Consider the following 18,011-nt stretch of genomic DNA (forward strand, 5'->3'; position numbering starts at 1 on the left):
CCCTTGAACGACCTGCCCCCCGGCCTGTTATTTGGATTAATAGGCCTGCTGATAGTTATTTCCGCCTTCTTCTCCAGCTCCGAAACCAGCATGATGGCGCTGAACCGCTATCGCTTGCGCCACCAGGCAAAGAGCGGGCATCGCGGTGCCAAACGTGCCATGGAGCTGCTCGCGCGCCCGGACAAGCTGATTGGCGTCATCCTGATCGGCAACAACATGGTCAATATCCTGGCGTCCGTGATCGCCGGTGCGGTATTTACCCGACTCTACGGCGAAGCCGGGGTCTGGTATGCCACCGCCGCACTCACGGTAATCGTGCTGGTCTTTGCGGAAGTGACCCCAAAAACCATTGCCGCGCTGCACCCGGAGAAGATCGCCTTCCCCGCCAGCGTAATACTGCGCCCCCTACTGTGGCTCCTTTCGCCTTTCGTTTGGCTGGTGGGCAGTGTTTCCAACGCACTGGCGCGACTCGTAGGGGTTGAGGCAGGCAAGGAGTCAGAAGCGGAGCATCTGGCACCGGAGGAACTTCGCTCGGTGGTGTTCGAATCCGGTGCACTGCTGCCCACCAAGCACAAAGGCATGCTGCTGAATGTGCTGGACCTGGACCAGGCCACCGTGGAGGACATCATGATCCCCCGCAATGAAGTGATTGGCGTTGACCTGGACAACTCCGCCGAAGAAATCCTGCAGCAACTGGCGGAAAGCAGTTACACCCGCCTGCCGGTATACCGTGGCGACATCAACCAGGTGGTCGGCATATTGCACCTGCGCCGCGCAGCGCAGATCCTGCGCGATGGCCCGGAGGAACTCACTGCGGAGACACTGAAGTCCCACCTGAACGAACCCTACTTCGTCCCCGAAGCCACCCCCCTGCCGACCCTGCTGATGAATTTCCAGCAGAAAAAGCGACGCATGGGACTGGTGGTGGACGAGTACGGCGAGGTGATGGGCATCGTGACCTTGGAAGACTTGCTGGAAGAAATCGTCGGCGACTTTACTGCAAGCTCGGTGCCCAGTGACGATGAGGAGATTATTGAACAGGAAAATGGCTGGTATCTGGTCGACGGCGGCACATCAATCCGCGAGATCAATCGCACCCTGCACTGGCACCTGCCCACCGACGGCCCCAAGACCTTCAATGGCTTGATCATGGAGCATCTGGAAAGCATTCCCGAGGGCAACATCAGCCTGTATATCCAGGACTACTTGATCGAAATTGTGGAAGTCTCGGACAAGATGATTACCAGTGCGCGGGTAAAGAAAGCGCGGGGATAGTTCGCGCCACCCGCAGTAGCGGCGGGCAATAGCGCCGCACAGAGGCCCCGCACAGAGGCTGTGCGCTGCCGCTAGATCAGCTCCAGCTGACGCCGCACCGGCGCGAAGCTCTTGCGGTGTACGGGTGTCGCCCCCAGCCTCGCGAGGGCTTCCATATGCACCTTGGTGGGGTACCCTTTGTGCCCCGCAAGGCCATATCCCGGGTAAATCGCGTCGAGCGCGACCATCTCACGGTCCCTGGTAACCTTGGCAAGAATCGAAGCCGCGGCAATTGCCGCAACCCGATCATCGCCTTTCACCACCGTATCGCAATCGTAGCGCCAGGCAGGCTTGCGATTGCCATCCACCAACACAAATTCCGGCTGCACCGACAACCGCTCAACCGCGCGGCTCATCGCCAGCAGGCTCGCCTGTAAAATATTCAACTGGTCGATTTCCTCGACCGTGGCCCGGGCAATGGCAAAACTGAGTGCCTTTTCCTGAATCTCGTCGAACAGCAGCTCACGCTTTTTTTCCGACAGTTTCTTGGAGTCCGCCAGCCCGGCAATGGGATTTTGCGGATCGAGAATCACCGCAGCGGCAACCACATCCCCCGCCAGAGGCCCTCGCCCGACTTCGTCCACCCCCGCCAACAGGTCGCCCGCGTAACGACAGACATAGGGAGGCAGAGTGGATTTAGATTTCATGGGAGCACTACTGAAAGTTTACTGATTGATCAATTTGCACACGGCTTCCGCGGCCTTTTCCGAGGCATCGCGACGTAACTGTTGGTGCAGCTCGCTGAATTCCCTGCGCAGGGTGTCCCCCAGCAAGGGGTCCTCAAAATAATGCAATATCGCAGCGCCAAGCGCTTCGGGCGTTGCATCATCCTGAAGAATTTCCGGCACCAGCTCGCGCTGCGCCAGCAGGTTGGGAAGCGACACCCATGGGGTGTGCAGCATGCGGGAGAAAATGGCGTAGGACAGGCTCGCCATTTTGTAGGCGACCACCATGGGTTTGTTCATTAGCATGGTTTCGAGCGTGGCTGTGCCGGATGCAATCAGCACCGTGTCGGCGGCCGCCAGCGCCTGCTGCGACTGTCCATCGAGCACACGCAGCGGTAGAGCCTCGATCCCCGGCATCCCGGCAATCTGCTGTTCCAGCTGCGCCTTTCGCTCCGGGCTGGCCGCTGGCAGAACAAACTGCAGGCTTCTGCGACGCTGCGAGCACCAGAGTGCCGACTGCAGGAATAGAGGGCCTAACAGTCGCACCTCACCACCACGACTTCCGGGCAGCAGCGCCACCACTTCGTCTTCCGGCGCAAACCCCAATGCCTTTTTCGCCGCCGGCACGTCTACTTCCAGTGGTATTTCATCCGCCAGCGGATGCCCGACAAACGTTACCGGCACATCGTGCTCGCGATAGAAGTCCGCCTCAAACGGCAGCAGGGTCAGCATATGGTCCACCGCCCGCGCGATCTTCTTGATTCTCCCCTGCCGCCAGGCCCACACCGATGGACTGACGTAATGCACCGTCGGAATACCCGCAGAGCGCAGCGCCTCTTCCAGGCCGAGATTAAAATCCGGTGAATCGATGCCGACAAACAGGTCGGGGGGATTGGCAATAAAGTGCTCGCGCAGGGTACGGCGAATTTTCAACAGCTCTGGCAGGCGCTTGAGCGGCTCAACCAGCCCCATCACCGACAGCCGTTCCATGGGAAATAACGATTCCACACCCAACGCCTGCATACGTGGGCCGGCGATGCCGATCGCTTCCACCTTCTGAAAACGCTTTTGCAGCGCCGCGATCAAGCCGGCACCGAGGATATCACCGGACGCTTCACCGGCCAGAATACCGATGCGCAATACCTCTCGCTCAGACACTTGGCATCCTCAGCGGACGATGCCGCGGGTGGAGTTTTGAAGGGAGTCAATCCAGGGCTGGATAACAGCAGATTCCTGGCGCAGCTGGCACAGGGACTCTAAGGCCTCATCGGTCGTCAATCCGCGCCGATAGACAATCTTGTAAGCCTTATTGATCAGAGAAATTTCTTCACGGGTGAACCCGCGGCGACGCAAACCTTCCGCGTTAATGGTTTTTGCTTCTGCGGGGTTGCCGGCAACCATTACATACGCAGGGACATCTTTGCCAATACCTGCCCCCATACCGGTGAACGCGTGTTCGCCAATGGTGCAGTGCTGGTGTACCAGGGTGTACCCACTCAAGATGGCCCAGTCACGTACGAATACATGGCCCGCCAGCGCGACATTGTTGACCAGAATCGTGTTGTTCCCGATCACGCTGTCGTGACCGATATGCGCGTAGGCCATCAACAGGTTGTCATTGCCAATGGTCGTTTCACCGCGATCCTGGACCGTACCGCGATGAATGGTGACGCCCTCGCGGATCACGTTGTTGTCGCCGATCACCAGGGTGGTATCTTCCCCCTGGTATTTCTTGTCCGGCGTGTCCTGCCCCACAGTGGAGAACTGATAGATACGGTTGTTTTTACCCAGTGTGGTGGGCCCGCTGAGCACGACGTGGGAGGCTATTTCGCAGCCATCGCCGATCTCTACATCCGGCCCGATCACACTGTAAGGGCCAATCTTCACGCCCTCGCCAATTTTTGCCGAGTCGTCGACGATCGCAGTCGGGTGAATACTGGTCTGCATTCTGTGGTCTTCTCCTCACCGGCTCGGGTTCCGTCCGCGGGTAACCGCCTGTCATAAAAAATGGCACCGCAGACAACGTCGCTACTTTACCCCCGAACGGCGAATATAAAAAACAATTTGGTCACACACGCGCCACGCAAGTGCGACCAATTATTCATGCCGTGCATTCAGATTTTTTTGACCGCGCACAGAATATCGGCGGACGCGGCCAACTCACCATCAACGCTGGCCTTGCCGGCAAACTTCCAGATACCGCGACGCTCGGACACCACCTGCGACTCCAGCTGCAAACGGTCACCAGGGACCACCTGACGCTTGAAGCGCACGTTATCAATGCCGGCAAACAGGTACAGGTAACCATCTTCCGGCTTTTGACCAAGGGTCTTGAACCCCAGAATCCCGGATACCTGAGCCAGCGCCTCGACGATCATCACTCCCGGGAAAATAGGCACTTCCGGAAAGTGGCCATTAAACACCTCCTCGTTGATCGAGATGTTCTTGAAGCCCTTGATCAACTTGCCCTCTTCCAGCTCGACCACGCGATCCACCAGAAGAAAAGGATAGCGGTGCGGCAGGTATTGACGAATTTCCTGTACGTCCATCATGACGATATGTCCCCAGAAACCACTTCGGGGCGCCTCTGACGCCCCGAAATTAATGATAAAAAAACTGTTTTACGATCAGAGACCGACCAATATCCGGACTCAGCGCGCGTCACCTGGTGGCGAGCCATCTGTCTCTTGCTTCCGCGGCGCCACTTCCCGCTCAATCTGCTCCAGCGACTTTTCCAGACTCCCCAGACGCTTCGACATCTGATCCAGCTGGCCAAAGCGGACAGCGTTGCGACGCCAGGCGCGACTCTCTGAAAAAGGTGTACCGCTGGAATAGGAGCCTGGCGCCTCGATGGATTTGGTTACCAGGGTACGAGCAGTTACGTGGCTGCGGTCCGCGATGGTCACGTGGCCAACAATGCCCACGCCACCCGCAATCGTGCAGTGCTTACCGATAACGGCACTACCCGCCACCGCCGAACAGGCAGCCATGGCTGAGTAGTCACCAATCTGCACATTGTGCGCGATCTGGACCATGTTGTCGATCTTGACCCCACGGCCGATCACGGTATTACCCAGCGCGCCGCGATCAATACAGGAATTTGCACCCACCTCGACCTCATCCGCGATCTCAACGCCACCAAGCTGATGGATTTTAGTCCATTTACCCTGACTGGGGGCGAAGCCGAAACCATCGGCACCAATCACCGTGTTGCTGTGAACAATACAGTCGGCACCAATAAAACATCCGTGATAAACCACCACGCCGGGAAATAACCGGCTCCGTGCGCCAATCACACTGCCGGCGCCCACAACGCTGCCGGCACCGATTACCGCGTTTTCTGCAACCTGCGCCCGCGCTTCAATTACCGCACCGGGACCGACGTAGGCGCTGTGATGCACCTCAGCCGAGGGGGCAACCGACGCCAATGGGTCAATGCCCGCAGTGTACTGTGGTGAACGGTCATAAATAGACGTCGCCCGGGCAAACGCCTGGTAGGGATCGGCCACCACCAGGGCGCTCACGGGGCAGGACGCCGCCTGCTCCGCTGTGACCAGCACGGCACAGGCACGCGTAGAGGAAAGGAAACGCTTGTAGGCCGCACTGGCCAGAAAGCTGACTTCTTGCTGGGTGGCGTCTTGCAGGGTATTGAGCCCGCTGGGGACCACAGAATCACTGGTCCCGGCCGCCAGGCGCAATTCAGCGCCCAGCTTTTCAGCCAACAGCGCCAGCGTTGGCTGCTCGCTCATATTGATATTCCGAAAGCGGTTCTTCAGCGATTACTTGGCAGCGTTAAGACGCTTCACCAGTTCCTCGGTCAGGTTTGCGTTGGCACCCGCGTAAACCGCAGAGGTGGCATCCAGCACCAGATCGAGCTTGCGCTCTTTGATCACTTCTTCCAGCGCGGTCTTGGCTTTCGGCAGCAGGTCTTTCTGCAGGTCTTGCACCGCCTGACCTTCCATTGCGCGCAGCTTTTTCAGCGTGGTTTCAAAATCGGAACGCTTGAAATTCATTTTGCGCTGCTGCTCGGCCTTCTGCTCGTCGGACCAGGTCATGCCATTTTTCTGAGCGTCTTCCGCCATCTTTTGCACTTCCGCACGAATGCTTTCCGCACTGTTTTGCAGCTGCGAATATTCTGAACTGGTTTTCAGCGCATTGATTTTGGAGGTCGCCTTTTCAGTGCTCATGATCGCCGCCTGAATATTCACCACAGCGACCTTGGTCTGCGCCACGGCTGCGCCGGTAAACAGCAGACCTGCCAGTAAAATTGCACTTGCTTTAACAAATTTGAACACGTTTATTCTCCGTATCTCTGTTCATTTGCTGCACCCGGGGGAGCACAGGTATTTTTATTAATTAGAAGCTGTTACCCAGCGAGAACTGGAACACTTCTACATCATCGTCCTCATTCTGCTCCAGTGCTTTGGAGAGGCTGAAGGTAAGCGGGCCAAAGCCGGTAATCCAGGTCAGGCCTATACCTGCTGAGACGTTGAGGTACTTGGCGTCGATATCGTAACAGTTCAGCTGAGATTCACCACAGTTGGAACTGAAAACATTACCCACGTCGACAAAAAATGCAGACTGCATGGAGCGCTGATCTTTCACGAACGGGATGGGGAAAATTACTTCCGCACTACCTTCCACCAGAATGTTGCCACCGAAAGGCTGCGGCCGGCGCGTGGGCTCCGTAGTCGCCAGCTCACCGGAAGAGTCATCCAGCACGTAACAGAATTTGGTGGTATCCCCCTCCGCATTCACGGCGCACTCGCGGATAATATAGTTGACCGCTGGCGTGGAGCGCGGGCCAAGGGTGTTACGCTCGAACCCTCGCACCGAGCCGAAGCCACCACCGTAGAAATTCTCAAAGAACGGCAGCTGCTCTGTATCCCCGTACCCCTCGGCGTAACCGAGGCGCGTGCGCAGCCGCAAGGTGAGATCCTTGGTCAGGGGGCGGAAATACTGGCCCGTGTAAATGAACTTGTAGTATTCGAGATCGCCACCGGGCAACGCGATTTCCACCGATGCCCGCTGCGACGCGCCACGGGTGGCGAGGATACCGCGGTTGAGGGTGGAGCGGGCATAGGAGGTAGTCAGAGACCAGGTATCGAATGCATCACCATAGAGGTCAACAAATCCCATGGGGTTGGTATTCAACAGGCTCTCATCCAGCGGCATACTGAGATCCAGCGCCAGATTGTCTTCTTTGGCCTTCGCGATAGCCTCCAGCACATCCGCCTGATCAGAACTCAGGATTTCCCCAGTGACACCATCCACGGGCAGCGGACTACCCTTGATTTCCTGGACCGAGTTGCTGTTGGAGCTCAACTCCAGGTGGTTGAAGCCTACGTTCAGCCCGACCCGGGAGATTTCAGACACCGGGTAACCGAAGCTGAGGCCGGCCCCATAGGTGGTGGTGTTGTAGCTGGAAAGGTTAATTTCCGAATAGTCCCGCTCCTGATAGAACACATTAAAACCACGGCTCACACCATCCGGCGTAAAATAGGGATCGGTGTAGGAGAAATTAACCACAGACTGGTATCGGGAGGTATTTACCGCAAAGCCAACCGACTTACCGGTACCCAGCCAGTTGTTCTCCTGAATATTGGCGCCCAGCACCAGACCACTGCCCTGCGCATAACCCAGGGTGCCACCAATGGTGCCCGACGGCTGCTCTTCTACGGTGTATTCCACGTCGATCTGGTCAGAAGTGCCCGGCACCTCGGTGGTCTCCACCTGTACTTCCTTGAAGTACCCGAGACGCTCGAGGCGTACCTTGGACTGCTCGATACGGGCAGAGGATGCCGATGCAGATTCCATCTGGCGCATTTCTCGGCGCAGCACATCGTCCGAGGTGCGTGTGTTGCCGCGGAAATTGATCCGGCGGACATAGGCGCGTTTACCCGGGTCAATAAAGAAGGTCACCTTTACGGTTTTGTCTTCATCATTGGCTTCCGGCATGCCGTTGACTTCGGCAAAGGTGTAGCCTTCGTTGCCGAGGCGCTTGGTGATGTAGTCAGAGGTGGTGGTCATCAGCACCTGCGAGAACGTCTGCCCCTTGCGCACCAGCAACAGGCGACGAATTTCTTCCTCGGATACCACCGGATCACCCGCCAGCTCTACCTCGGAAACCTTGTAGATGTCCCCTTCGGAAATATTGACGGTGATAAATACGCTCTGCTTGTCCGGGCTGAGGGAAACCTGTGTGGAGTCGATCTTGAACTCCAGGTAACCGCGGTCGAGGTAGTAGGACTCCAGCCGCTCCAGGTCACCGGTCAGCTTTTCCCGGGAATACTTGTCGTCGCTATTCAGCCACGACAACCAACCGGTGGTCTGCAGCTCAAAAATTTCCGCCAGCTCATCGTCCGAGAAGGCACTGTTGCCGACAATATTGATATGCTTGATCGCAGCCACGGAGCCCTCGTCCACGACGACTTTCAGCTCCACCTGGTTGCGCGGCAGCTCTTTGACCTCGGTTTTCACGCTGGCGCCGTAGCGCCCCTGCGCGACATACTGACGCTGCAGCTCCTGGGCCAGCCCTTCAAGGGTTGCGCGCTTGAAGATCTGCCCTTCGGCCAGGCCGTTATCGTTCATGCCCTTGAGCAGGTCTTCCGTCTTGATCGCCTTGTTGCCGGTGATTTCAATCTTGGAAATGGCCGGGCGCTCGCGCACGGTAATCACCAGCACGCCGTTTTCACGACCAATCTGAATATCCTGGAAGTAACCGGTACGGAATAGCGCGCGCGTAGCACTCTGGATTTCCAGACTTTCGATCTGGTCGCCCACACGCACCGGCAGTGCCGCAAATACGCTACCGGCAGAGACACGCTGCAGGCCTTCAACGCGAATGTCGTTGACGACAAACGACTGGGCATAGGCTGCAACCGGCAGAGCCAGGCCAAGCGACGCCGCTTTCAGGAAATTCTTCATCTACTAATTCCGAGTTGTTATTCGCAAATCCAGCCGGGCCATTGTGCCCGTTGTTACATTTCCAGCTCCCGGGGAGCCGGACCTAGAGGCGCAGAATGTCGTTGTATAACGCCAGCGCCATAATACCGAGTACCATCGCCATACCTACCTGCAGCCCGATCATCTGAACCCGTTCCGATACCGGTGAGCCCTTGATGGCCTCGATTCCGTAGTAAAGCAGGTGCCCACCGTCGAGAACCGGAATGGGCAGCAGGTTCAATACGCCCAGGCTGATGCTGAGCAGCGCCAACAGTGACAGGAACGACTGCCATCCGGCATCCGCCGAGGTGCCGGCCACTTTAGCAATGGTGATTGGGCCACTCAAGTTGCGGGTCGACAACTGCCCGAACAGCAGTTTCTTCAGGCTTTCGAGGGTAAACGCAGTTTTACTCCAGGTTTCCTCCAGCCCCTTGCTGAAGGCCCCGAGCACACCATAGTGGTAGCGCCTCACCCGATCTTCCGGCCAGGCTGAGGCCACCGGCAGAACGCCGATGCGCCCGATCTCTTCACCGGTATCCTGCTTTACCGCATCCGGCGTAATCGACAGTCGCTGCTCGGCACCATCCCGCAGCACCGTGACTTCCAGTGCCTGCCCAGGGTGGGCCTTGATATAACTAGTCCATTCATCCCAACCGCCGTACTCACGACCGTCGGTGGCGACAATTTCATCACCCGCTTGCAGCCCACCCTGCTCCGCAGGGCTGCCCGGCACGACCTGAGCGAGCTGCATACTCACCGATGGCGTCCACAGCGCGATACCGATCTCTTGCAGCGGGTCTGGCACTTCCTGCCCGGCCAACCAGCGCTCTACGTCCGCGTACATATGATATTCGAGCGAAGAATCCGGGTAGCGCACCGAGAATTTAATGTGGCCCGTATCGCCCAGGCGCTGGGCAAGCTGCCAGTTGAGTGCCTGCCAGGTCGGTGTAGCGTGATCATCGACCGCGATAATCTCTTGCCCCGCCTCCAGGCCGGCAAATGCCGCCAGGCTGCCGGGCTCCACTTTGTCCACAATGGGCACCGCACCCGAGGTACCACCGAGGAAAACGCCCCAAAACAGGACAATCGCCAGCAGGAAGTTGGCGACAGGTCCTGCCGCGGCGATCGCCATGCGCTGCCACACACTTTTGCGGTTAAACGCCTGATCCAGCTCTGTCGGCGCCACATTGCCCTCGCGCTCATCCAGCATCTTTACGTAGCCGCCCAGCGGGATGGCGGAAATGGTGAACTCGGTGCCGTGCCGGTCATACCGGGAAAACAGCCGGCGGCCGAATCCCACGGAAAAGCGCAATACCTTGACCCCACACCAGCGCGCCACAATGAAGTGACCAAACTCGTGAAAGCTCACCAGCACACCAAGGGCGATCAGGGCCCAGACTGCAGTTTGTAGAAAATCTAGCATGGGGTCAGTTTACATTGATCTCGATTGCGGACACGGTTGCCCCACAGGGGTACCGCACATTTCTTCCAGTAGGTCGCAGGCCCGCTCACGAGCGATCCGGTCAGCGAGTTCGACTGCATTCAGGTCTGTCAGTTCAACGATTTCGCTGGATTTCATGACCTTTTCGATCAACTGGGCAATTCCAGTGAACGGAAGGCGCCCGCTGAGGAATGCCTCAACGGCAACTTCATTGGCGGCATTCAGAACCGTGGGCGCGCTACCTCCGACCGCCATGGCTTCCCGGGCCAGTCGCAGACAGGGAAAACGCACCTCATCCGGCGCCTCGAAGTCGAGCCGCCCCTGGGCAATCAGGTCCATGGCCGAAACCCCGCTGTCGATACGTTCCGGGAACGCCAGCGCATGCGCAATAGGGGTCCGCATATCCGGGTTGCCCATTTGCGCCAGCAGTGAGCCATCCCGGTACTGCACCATGGAGTGCACGATACTCTGGGGATGCACCACCACTTCAATATCTTCCGGCTTGGCGTGGAAAAGATAGCAGGCCTCGATAAACTCCAGCCCCTTGTTCATCATGGTCGCGGAATCCACCGAGATCTTGCGCCCCATCGACCAGTTGGGATGGGCACAGGCTTCATCCGGCGTTACCGCTTCCAGGGCCGCCGGTGGGGTGGTGCGGAAAGGACCGCCGGATCCCGTTAGCAGGATCCGATCAACCCCGGCGCTTTCTAACGTATCACAGGGGTGCGGCAAGCACTGAAAAATAGCGTTGTGCTCACTGTCGATGGGTAACAGCTGGGCATCACTTTCCGCCAGGGCCTGCATGAACAAGGGGCCAGCCATCACCAGCGATTCCTTGTTGGCCAGCAGTACCTTCTTCCCGGAACGCACTGCGGCAAGGGTCGGTTTCAGCCCAGCGGCACCAACGATGGCCGCCATCACCACCGCCACCCGCGCATCGGACGCCACCTGACATAGCGCTCCGACGCCGTATAGCACTTCCGTGGGAAGATCGTCCCCCGCCAGCGCGGTCCGGAGTTGACTGGCCCGCTCCTCATCCAGCACTACGGCGTAGCGCGGCGCATGCTGCCGGCACTGCTGCGCCAATTCCGCCACGCGCTCACGGGCGGTGAGTGCAAATACGGAATATTTATCAGGGTGACGGGCGAGCACATCGAGAGTACTGACACCAATAGAGCCAGTGGAACCGAGCACGCAGACGGGTTGCGGGGTGTTGGAATACATGAAAACGAACTACCTCAGAGCCCCGGCGTCAGATCGGATCGATGTGACGCGAGGACCAATTCTCGTTAACGGCTCACAGGCTGGGCGGCACACGAACAAGATACGCCCTACGGTTACAGATACTTGGGAAGTTCACTGGCCAGGGCCGCCATGGTAAATACCGGCAGCGCTGCCGTGAGGCTGTCGAGGCGATCGAGAATACCGCCGTGGCCAGGCAGGATTCGGCTGCTGTCTTTGATTCCCCGGTGGCGCTTGAACATGCTCTCCACCAGGTCGCCAATCACCGATGCCAGAGCCGTCACCAGGACACCCACTGTAAACAGGAGGGTGTTCTTGGCCGGCAGTTCAAACGCGAAAGATACCCCCAGCGCCAGCACGAGACACGCGGCGAGGCCGCCAAAGAAGCCTTCCCACGATTTGCCGGGGCTCACTTCGCGCGCCAGCTTGTGCTTGCCGAACTTGCGCCCCACGAAGTACGCGCCGACATCGGCGGCGACAACCACCGCCACCACAAACAATACCAGCCAGGCACCGTGCTCCAGCCCCTGGAGGATCACGACGGAAAGCCACGCGGGTACCAGCACCACCAGGCCAATCAGCCCCCGCGCCCAGCGGTTGCCCCACAACATGGCACTGGCGGGATACCCTTGCACCCACAGGAATGCCAACGCCCACCATCCGCAAGCGACCGCCAGAATCTGGCGCGCGCGATCGGTATCGGGGCTGGAAAAATCAAAGTCAAATACATAGCGCGCGGTGGCAATCAATGCCGCACCCAGTGCGCCCACAAAAACGAACCGCAAAGCACGATTCAAATTGGAGAGGTTGGCCCACTCCCAGCCACCCAAAAGAATGACACCGGCAATCGCAATCGAAAACCATTGCTGCGGCACCCAGAAAAGCAGCCCCAGAAAAAGAGCGACTAACACCAGCGCGGTAATTATTCGTTGTTTTAGCACCGTTTAACCCTTGATCATTTTATTCTGGTGACCGGCTGCCTCATCTCATTCAGCCGGGACCGATGAACCCCGGCCCTCAGGCCTGCGCTTCCAGACCGCCCGGATTGCGCGCACCAAAGCGGCGGTCACGCCGCTGGTACGCATCCAGCGCAAGGTCCAACTCGTTTGTATCAAAATCTGGCCACAGCGTTTCGGTAAAATAGAATTCGCTGTAGGCAGCCTGCCAGAGGATGAAATTACTGATTCGCTGCTCACCACTGGAACGAATCACCAGATCTACCGGCGGCAGGTCGGCCAGCTGTACTCGCTCACCCAGAGCCACGTCGTCGATGGAATCCGCACTGCGCTCACCGCGGGCCACCTCTTCCGCCAGTGAACGGGCAGCCTGGGCGATATCCCACTGACCGCCGTAGTCCGCGGCGATAACCAGCGTACCGCTTGTACCATCCCGGGTAAGCGCTTCGGCTTCGGCGATTGCTCGCTGCAGCCTCAGCGAGAAGCGGTCCCGCCTGCCGATCACCCGCAGCCGCACGCCCTGCTCGCGCATCTTGCGCGCCTCACGCCGCAGATAGGAATGGAACAGCGTCATCAACAGTTCCACTTCCGCCGGCGGACGCTGCCAGTTCTCACTGGAAAAAGCGAACAGCGTCAGCACCTCAATCTGGCGCGCTTTGCAGGCCTCGATCAGATCGCGAATCCGTTCGACGCCGGCCTTGTGCCCCGCGGAGGGCGACAAGCCCCGGTTTGCCGCCCAGCGGCCGTTGCCATCCATGATGATGGCAACGTGGCGAGGCCCCAAAGGCTCATACTCTGTCGCACCAGTACCACCAGCTGACATCAGATTTCCATCAGGTCTTTTTCTTTCACCGCCAGTGCTTTTTCCACTTCGGCAACGTACTTGTCTGTCAGCTTCTGGATTTCATCCGCTGCACGACGCTCATCGTCTTCGGAGATTTCCTTTTCCTTCAGCAGCGCTTTGACTTCTGCCAGCGCATCGCGACGGTTATTGCGGATGGACACTCGCGCGCTCTCCGCTTCACCTTTCGCCTGCTTGATGAAGTTCTTACGGGTCTCTTCGGTCAGCATGGGCATCGGGATACGGATGACCGCGCCGGCGGTGCTCGGGTTCAGGCCGAGATCCGACTTCATGATGGCTTTTTCAATGTCGGGCACCAGGTTCTTTTCCCAGGGCGTCACCGACAGGGTGCGCGCATCTTCCACAGTGACATTGGCCACCTGGGAAAGCGGGGTATCGGAGCCGTAGTAAGACACCTGAATGCCGTCGAGAATACTGGGATGCGCGCGACCTGTGCGAATCTTGTTGAAATTGCTGCCCAATGCTTCGAGGGCCTTTTTCATGCGCCCTTCCGCTTCTTTCTTGATATCGTCAATCACTGATTCACGTCCTCTTCAATAAGTGTGCCTTCTTCACCGCCCACAACGATATTCAACAGTGCGCCGGTCTTGTCCATCCGGAAAACCCGCACTGGCATATTGTGCTCGCGGCACAGGCAGATTGCAGTTAAATCCATTACACCGAGCTTTTTGTCGAGCACCTCATCGTAGGTGAGGCGGTCGTAACGGGTCGCATCGGGAACCAGCACCGGGTCAGCGGAATAAACCCCATCTACCTTGGTGGCCTTGAGCACCATCTCCGCTTCCATTTCGATACCGCGCAGACACGCTGCGGAATCCGTGGTGAAGAACGGATTGCCCGTGCCCGCGGCAAAAATCAGCACCTCTCCCCGCTCCAGGTATCGAATCGCCGCGCGCCGATCGTAGTGGTCCACAATACCGCTCATCTGGATCGCGGACATAACACGCGAGGAGATATTGGAGCGCTCCAGGGCATCGCGCAGCGCCAGAGCGTTCATCACCGTGGCCAGCATGCCCATGTGGTCACCGGTCACACGGTCCAGTCCGGCCGCATTCAGAGCCGCGCCGCGGAACAGGTTGCCGCCGCCGACCACAAGTCCGACCTGCACACCAATCCCGACCAGCTGACCGATTTCCAGTGCCATCTTGTCCAGCACCTTGGGGCTGATCCCGAACCCCTGCTCGCCCATCAGCTCTTCTCCGCTGAGTTTTAACAGGATTCGCTTGTATTTGCGGTCTTTGATACCTGGCATCCTTTGATCCTCAACTGTCACGGGCTAAATTCATTGTTGAGACGCAAACCCTATTCCAGTTTGCGCCCGCCGAACATTACAACAATTTCGGCGCTTTACCTATGGCCCAGCCGTTCAGGAGGGCGCATTAACGGTATATTCAGCCCTGCGAGCAACCCAACTGCACATTTTGTAAGCAGCAGATTACTGCAGGCCAGATACCACAACGGGGTGCCCCGGCAGTATTCTGATGAACACCCCGGGAGCACCCCGCTGGCGCCGGCGACACTGGGTCGCCGGCGAATCAGACATCAAGAACTGGATTTAACCTGTGCAGCCACTTCCGCTGCAAAGTCCACTTCTTCTTTTTCAATGCCTTCACCCACTTCGAAACGCACGAAGCTGGACACATCACCACCGGCATCCTTCACCAGCTTGGCAACGGTAACGTCCGGGTTCTTAACGAAGGGCTGCTCCACCAGGCTGTTTTCCTTGAGGAACTTCTTGATACGACCGCCCATCATCTTCTCGACGATTTCGGCAGGCTTACCTTCCATGTCCGGCTGGGCCTTGATGATCTCTTTTTCCTTCTCCAGCACGTCGGCCGGCATATCTTCCGGCTTCACAACCTGCGGATTTACCGCAGTTACGTGCATAGCCACATCGCGCGCAGTTTCAACGTCACCGCCACTCAAGGCAACGATGGCCGCAATGCGGCTGTTGGAGTGCACATAAGCACCCACTACCGGCGCTTCCACCAGCTCGATACGACGCACACCAATGTTTTCGCCGATCTTCTGCACCAGTGCTTCACGTGCTTCTTCCAGCTCGCCTTCCATCAGCGCAGCAACGTCCACCTGACGCTCCGCAAAAGCCTTATCAACAACCTTGGCAACAAACGCCTTGAAGTTGTCATCGCGGGCCACGAAGTCAGTTTCGGAGTTCACTTCTACCAGAACACCGTAGCTGCCATCTTCGGCAACTTTGGCGGCAACGATGCCATCCGCAGCGGTACGGCCCGCTTTCTTGGCCGCTTTCAGGCCGGAAGCCTTACGCAGGTCTTCAATCGCTTTTTCGATATCACCATCGGCCTCAGTCAGTGCTTTTTTGCACTCCATCATCGGCAGGCCGGTGCGCTCGCGCAGTTCTTTTACCATTGACGCGGTAATCGCCATGATTCAATCCTCGGGTTCAGATTCAAATTCTTTGATGGATTTGAAAAAAAGGGGCCGGATAAATGGCCCCTTTTCCCTGCAGCGTAACCCAATAATGTTACACCGCCAGTAGCCTGCAGCTATGACTCAAATATTAAGAGTCAGCAGCAGCCTGGTCGTCGCTCGCTTCTACGTATTCGCTCTGCGCAGCACCGCCAGCTTCCGCCGCACCGGCAACAACCGCATCGGCTACCGCAGTGGTGTACAGCTTGATGGCACGGATGGCGTCATCGTTGCCAGGAATAACGTAGTCAACGCCTTCAGGGCTGCTGTTGGTGTCAACGATACCGATAACCGGGATGCCCAGCTTGTTGGCTTCCTGGATAGCGATACGCTCGTGCTCAACGTCGATCACGAACAGCGCGTCAGGCAGGCCGCCCATGTCTTTGATACCACCGATGGAGCGCTCAAGCTTGTCCATGGTGCGGGTGCGCATCAGGGCTTCTTTCTTGGTCAGCTTCTCGAAGGTACCGTCCTGAGACTGGGCTTCGAGCTCGCGGTAACGCTTGATGGAAGCGCGGATGGTTTTGTAGTTGGTGAGCATACCACCCAGCCAGCGGTTGCTGACGTAAGGCTGACCTGCACGCTCGGCCTGTTCCTTGATGGACTTCTGCGCAGCGCGCTTGGTGCCAACAAACAGAACCTTCTTCTTCTGCGCAGCCATGCCTTTGATGATTTGCAGAGCTTCGTTGAAGGCCGGAACAGTGTGCTCCAGGTTGATGATGTGAATCTTGTTACGGGCACCAAAGATGAATTGACCCATCTTGGGGTTCCAGTAGCGGGTCTGGTGGCCAAAGTGGACACCAGCCTGCAGCATATCGCGCATGCTGACTTGCGGCATAATAAACCTCAGTTTTCACACGGAAGCGATGAGCACTATCTTTGGCTGATCACTTCCCGGGTTACATCCTCCATATACCCCATTCACCAATCCCCACCTTCAAAACTGACGGTGAAGACACCCAGGAGAATGTGCCGGTATATGTGCGGCGTTTGTTCAGGGCAAAGAAAAAATCCCGCCCCGGTTTGGTTGATTTCGCCCGGGCACCGCCCAAAGCGGCGCGCTTTATACCACATTACGGGGGGCGCTGGAAGTATAGGCTCACCAGGAATGCGCCGGAGGCCACCCCGGTTTCCACCATCCGCGGCGGGCCAACGCCTCCGGGGGCCACACCACCTGTGTCAGACCGCAAGATCCGAGATAAGGGTGCCGCTACAGGGTCTGATAATGTGCTGCAGCGCGGTAATTCCGCTACAATACGGCGCCGCACGCCACCTGGCTCGACAGCCGTTTTTCGTCAACGTGCGTATAAATGTACAGAATTTCCGGGAATATCCATGACCAATGCCGTAAAGACCCCTGAACAGATCGCCAAAATGCGCACCGCTGGCCGCTTGGCCGCCGAGGTGCTGGAGATGATTGGCGAGTACGTCGTTCCCGGTGTCACCACGGAAGAGCTGGATCGCCGCTGCCACGACCATATCGTCAATGTGCAACAGGCCATTCCCGCCTGCCTCGGTTACCGCGGCTTTCCCAAATCGATCTGCACGTCCGTGAACGAGGTGATCTGCCACGGTATTCCGTCGGAGTCCAAGGTCCTCAAGAAAGGCGACATCATCAATATCGACGTAACAGTCATCAAGGATGGCTGGTATGGCGACACCTCCAAAATGTACTTCGTAGGCAAGCCCGTGCCCCACGCCAAGCGCCTGGTCGAAGTGACGCAGGAATGCCTGTACAAGGCCATCGAAATCGTGCGTCCCGGCACCACTCTGGGGGATATTGGCCATGTTATCCAGCAGCATGCCGAGAAAAATTACTACTCCGTGGTGAAGGATTTTTGTGGCCACGGGATCGGCAACGTCTTCCACGAAGACCCGCAAATCCTGCACTACGGAAAGCCCGGCACCGGGCAGGTGCTGGAAGAAGGCATGACCTTCACCATCGAACCCATGATCAACGCCGGCAAACCAGGCAGCCGTGTCCTGCGGGATGGCTGGACCGCCGTGACCGTAGACCGGCGGCTGTCCGCTCAATGGGAGCACACCATGGCTGTTACGTCGGACGGCGTAGAGATCCTGACCGCGCGCAAGGAAGAGTCTTTTTAATCTGGCAAGGCGCTGCTGGTATAGAGCGCAGC

17 protein-coding genes are annotated in these 18,011 nt (G+C 58.0%); 2 read left to right on the top strand and 15 right to left on the bottom strand.

Going from position 1 to position 18,011, the window contains the following annotated elements; genetic code table 11:
* The first annotated feature begins 3 nt into the window (after nt 1–3).
* Nucleotides 4–1,275 carry an HlyC/CorC family transporter gene (locus AU182_RS11840; RefSeq protein WP_066965330.1) on the top strand — a complete coding sequence of 424 codons (1,272 nt, stop codon included), beginning with the start codon at nt 4–6 and terminating at the stop codon, nt 1,273–1,275.
* Between the two features lie 71 nt (nt 1,276–1,346).
* Here AU182_RS11840 and rnhB read toward each other — a convergent pair whose 3' ends face one another.
* The 15 genes from rnhB to rpsB form a co-directional block, all read right to left on the bottom strand.
* Nucleotides 1,347–1,961: a ribonuclease HII gene (gene rnhB / locus AU182_RS11845; RefSeq protein ID WP_066965335.1), complete on the bottom strand. Its 615-nt coding sequence runs from the start codon at nt 1,959–1,961 to the stop codon at nt 1,347–1,349.
* Nucleotides 1,962–1,979: 18 nt separating this feature from the next.
* Nucleotides 1,980–3,137, bottom strand: coding sequence for a lipid-A-disaccharide synthase (gene lpxB, locus AU182_RS11850; RefSeq protein ID WP_082859400.1), 1,158 nt, complete (start codon nt 3,135–3,137; stop codon nt 1,980–1,982).
* 9 nt (nt 3,138–3,146) lie between these two features.
* The gene (lpxA, locus tag AU182_RS11855; RefSeq protein ID WP_066965342.1) at nt 3,147–3,926 is read right to left on the bottom strand and encodes an acyl-ACP--UDP-N-acetylglucosamine O-acyltransferase; all 780 of its coding nucleotides are present in this window, start codon (nt 3,924–3,926) and stop codon (nt 3,147–3,149) included.
* 167 nt (nt 3,927–4,093) lie between these two features.
* Nucleotides 4,094–4,531: a 3-hydroxyacyl-ACP dehydratase FabZ gene (gene fabZ / locus AU182_RS11860; protein ID WP_066965345.1), complete on the bottom strand. Its 438-nt coding sequence runs from the start codon at nt 4,529–4,531 to the stop codon at nt 4,094–4,096.
* Nucleotides 4,532–4,630: 99 nt separating this feature from the next.
* Complete coding sequence (gene lpxD, locus AU182_RS11865; protein ID WP_066965348.1) at nt 4,631–5,728, bottom strand: UDP-3-O-(3-hydroxymyristoyl)glucosamine N-acyltransferase; 1,098 nt, start codon at nt 5,726–5,728, stop codon at nt 4,631–4,633.
* A 30-nt stretch (nt 5,729–5,758) separates the two neighbouring features.
* Nucleotides 5,759–6,274, bottom strand: coding sequence for an OmpH family outer membrane protein (locus AU182_RS11870; protein WP_066965352.1), 516 nt, complete (start codon nt 6,272–6,274; stop codon nt 5,759–5,761).
* Between the two features lie 61 nt (nt 6,275–6,335).
* Nucleotides 6,336–8,906, bottom strand: a complete 2,571-nt coding sequence (bamA, locus tag AU182_RS11875) for an outer membrane protein assembly factor BamA (protein ID WP_066965355.1) — start codon at nt 8,904–8,906, stop codon at nt 6,336–6,338.
* An 82-nt stretch (nt 8,907–8,988) separates the two neighbouring features.
* Nucleotides 8,989–10,347, bottom strand: a complete 1,359-nt coding sequence (gene rseP, locus AU182_RS11880; RefSeq protein WP_066965358.1) for an RIP metalloprotease RseP — start codon at nt 10,345–10,347, stop codon at nt 8,989–8,991.
* A gap of 9 nt (nt 10,348–10,356) precedes the next feature.
* Entirely contained in the window at nt 10,357–11,589 is a 1,233-nt protein-coding gene (gene ispC, locus AU182_RS11885; protein ID WP_066965361.1) for a 1-deoxy-D-xylulose-5-phosphate reductoisomerase, read from the bottom strand.
* 113 nt (nt 11,590–11,702) lie between these two features.
* The gene (locus tag AU182_RS11890) at nt 11,703–12,548 is read right to left on the bottom strand and encodes a phosphatidate cytidylyltransferase (protein WP_066965363.1); all 846 of its coding nucleotides are present in this window, start codon (nt 12,546–12,548) and stop codon (nt 11,703–11,705) included.
* A 76-nt stretch (nt 12,549–12,624) separates the two neighbouring features.
* Nucleotides 12,625–13,386: a polyprenyl diphosphate synthase gene (gene uppS, locus AU182_RS11895; RefSeq protein WP_066965366.1), complete on the bottom strand. Its 762-nt coding sequence runs from the start codon at nt 13,384–13,386 to the stop codon at nt 12,625–12,627.
* A complete protein-coding gene (gene frr / locus AU182_RS11900) occupies nt 13,386–13,943 on the bottom strand; it encodes a ribosome recycling factor (protein ID WP_066965369.1) in 558 nt (185 codons plus the stop codon). The genes uppS and frr overlap by 1 nt, the downstream gene beginning before the upstream one ends.
* Nucleotides 13,940–14,677, bottom strand: a complete 738-nt coding sequence (gene pyrH / locus AU182_RS11905) for a UMP kinase (protein ID WP_066965372.1) — start codon at nt 14,675–14,677, stop codon at nt 13,940–13,942. Before pyrH ends, frr begins: the two co-directional genes overlap by 4 nt.
* Before the next feature lie 290 nt (nt 14,678–14,967).
* Nucleotides 14,968–15,831: a translation elongation factor Ts gene (gene tsf, locus AU182_RS11910; protein WP_066965375.1), complete on the bottom strand. Its 864-nt coding sequence runs from the start codon at nt 15,829–15,831 to the stop codon at nt 14,968–14,970.
* Nucleotides 15,832–15,964: 133 nt separating this feature from the next.
* Nucleotides 15,965–16,711, bottom strand: coding sequence for a 30S ribosomal protein S2 (gene rpsB, locus AU182_RS11915; protein ID WP_066965378.1), 747 nt, complete (start codon nt 16,709–16,711; stop codon nt 15,965–15,967).
* Between the two features lie 497 nt (nt 16,712–17,208).
* On the opposite strand from rpsB, the gene map reads away from it, so the two are divergent.
* On the top strand, nt 17,209–17,979 hold the full coding sequence (gene map, locus AU182_RS11920; protein ID WP_066965381.1) for a type I methionyl aminopeptidase: 771 nt from the start codon (nt 17,209–17,211) through the stop codon (nt 17,977–17,979).
* Nucleotides 17,980–18,011 lie beyond the last annotated feature (32 nt).

The organism is Microbulbifer sp. Q7, from assembly GCF_001639145.1.
Lineage (GTDB): Bacteria > Pseudomonadota > Gammaproteobacteria > Pseudomonadales > Cellvibrionaceae > Microbulbifer.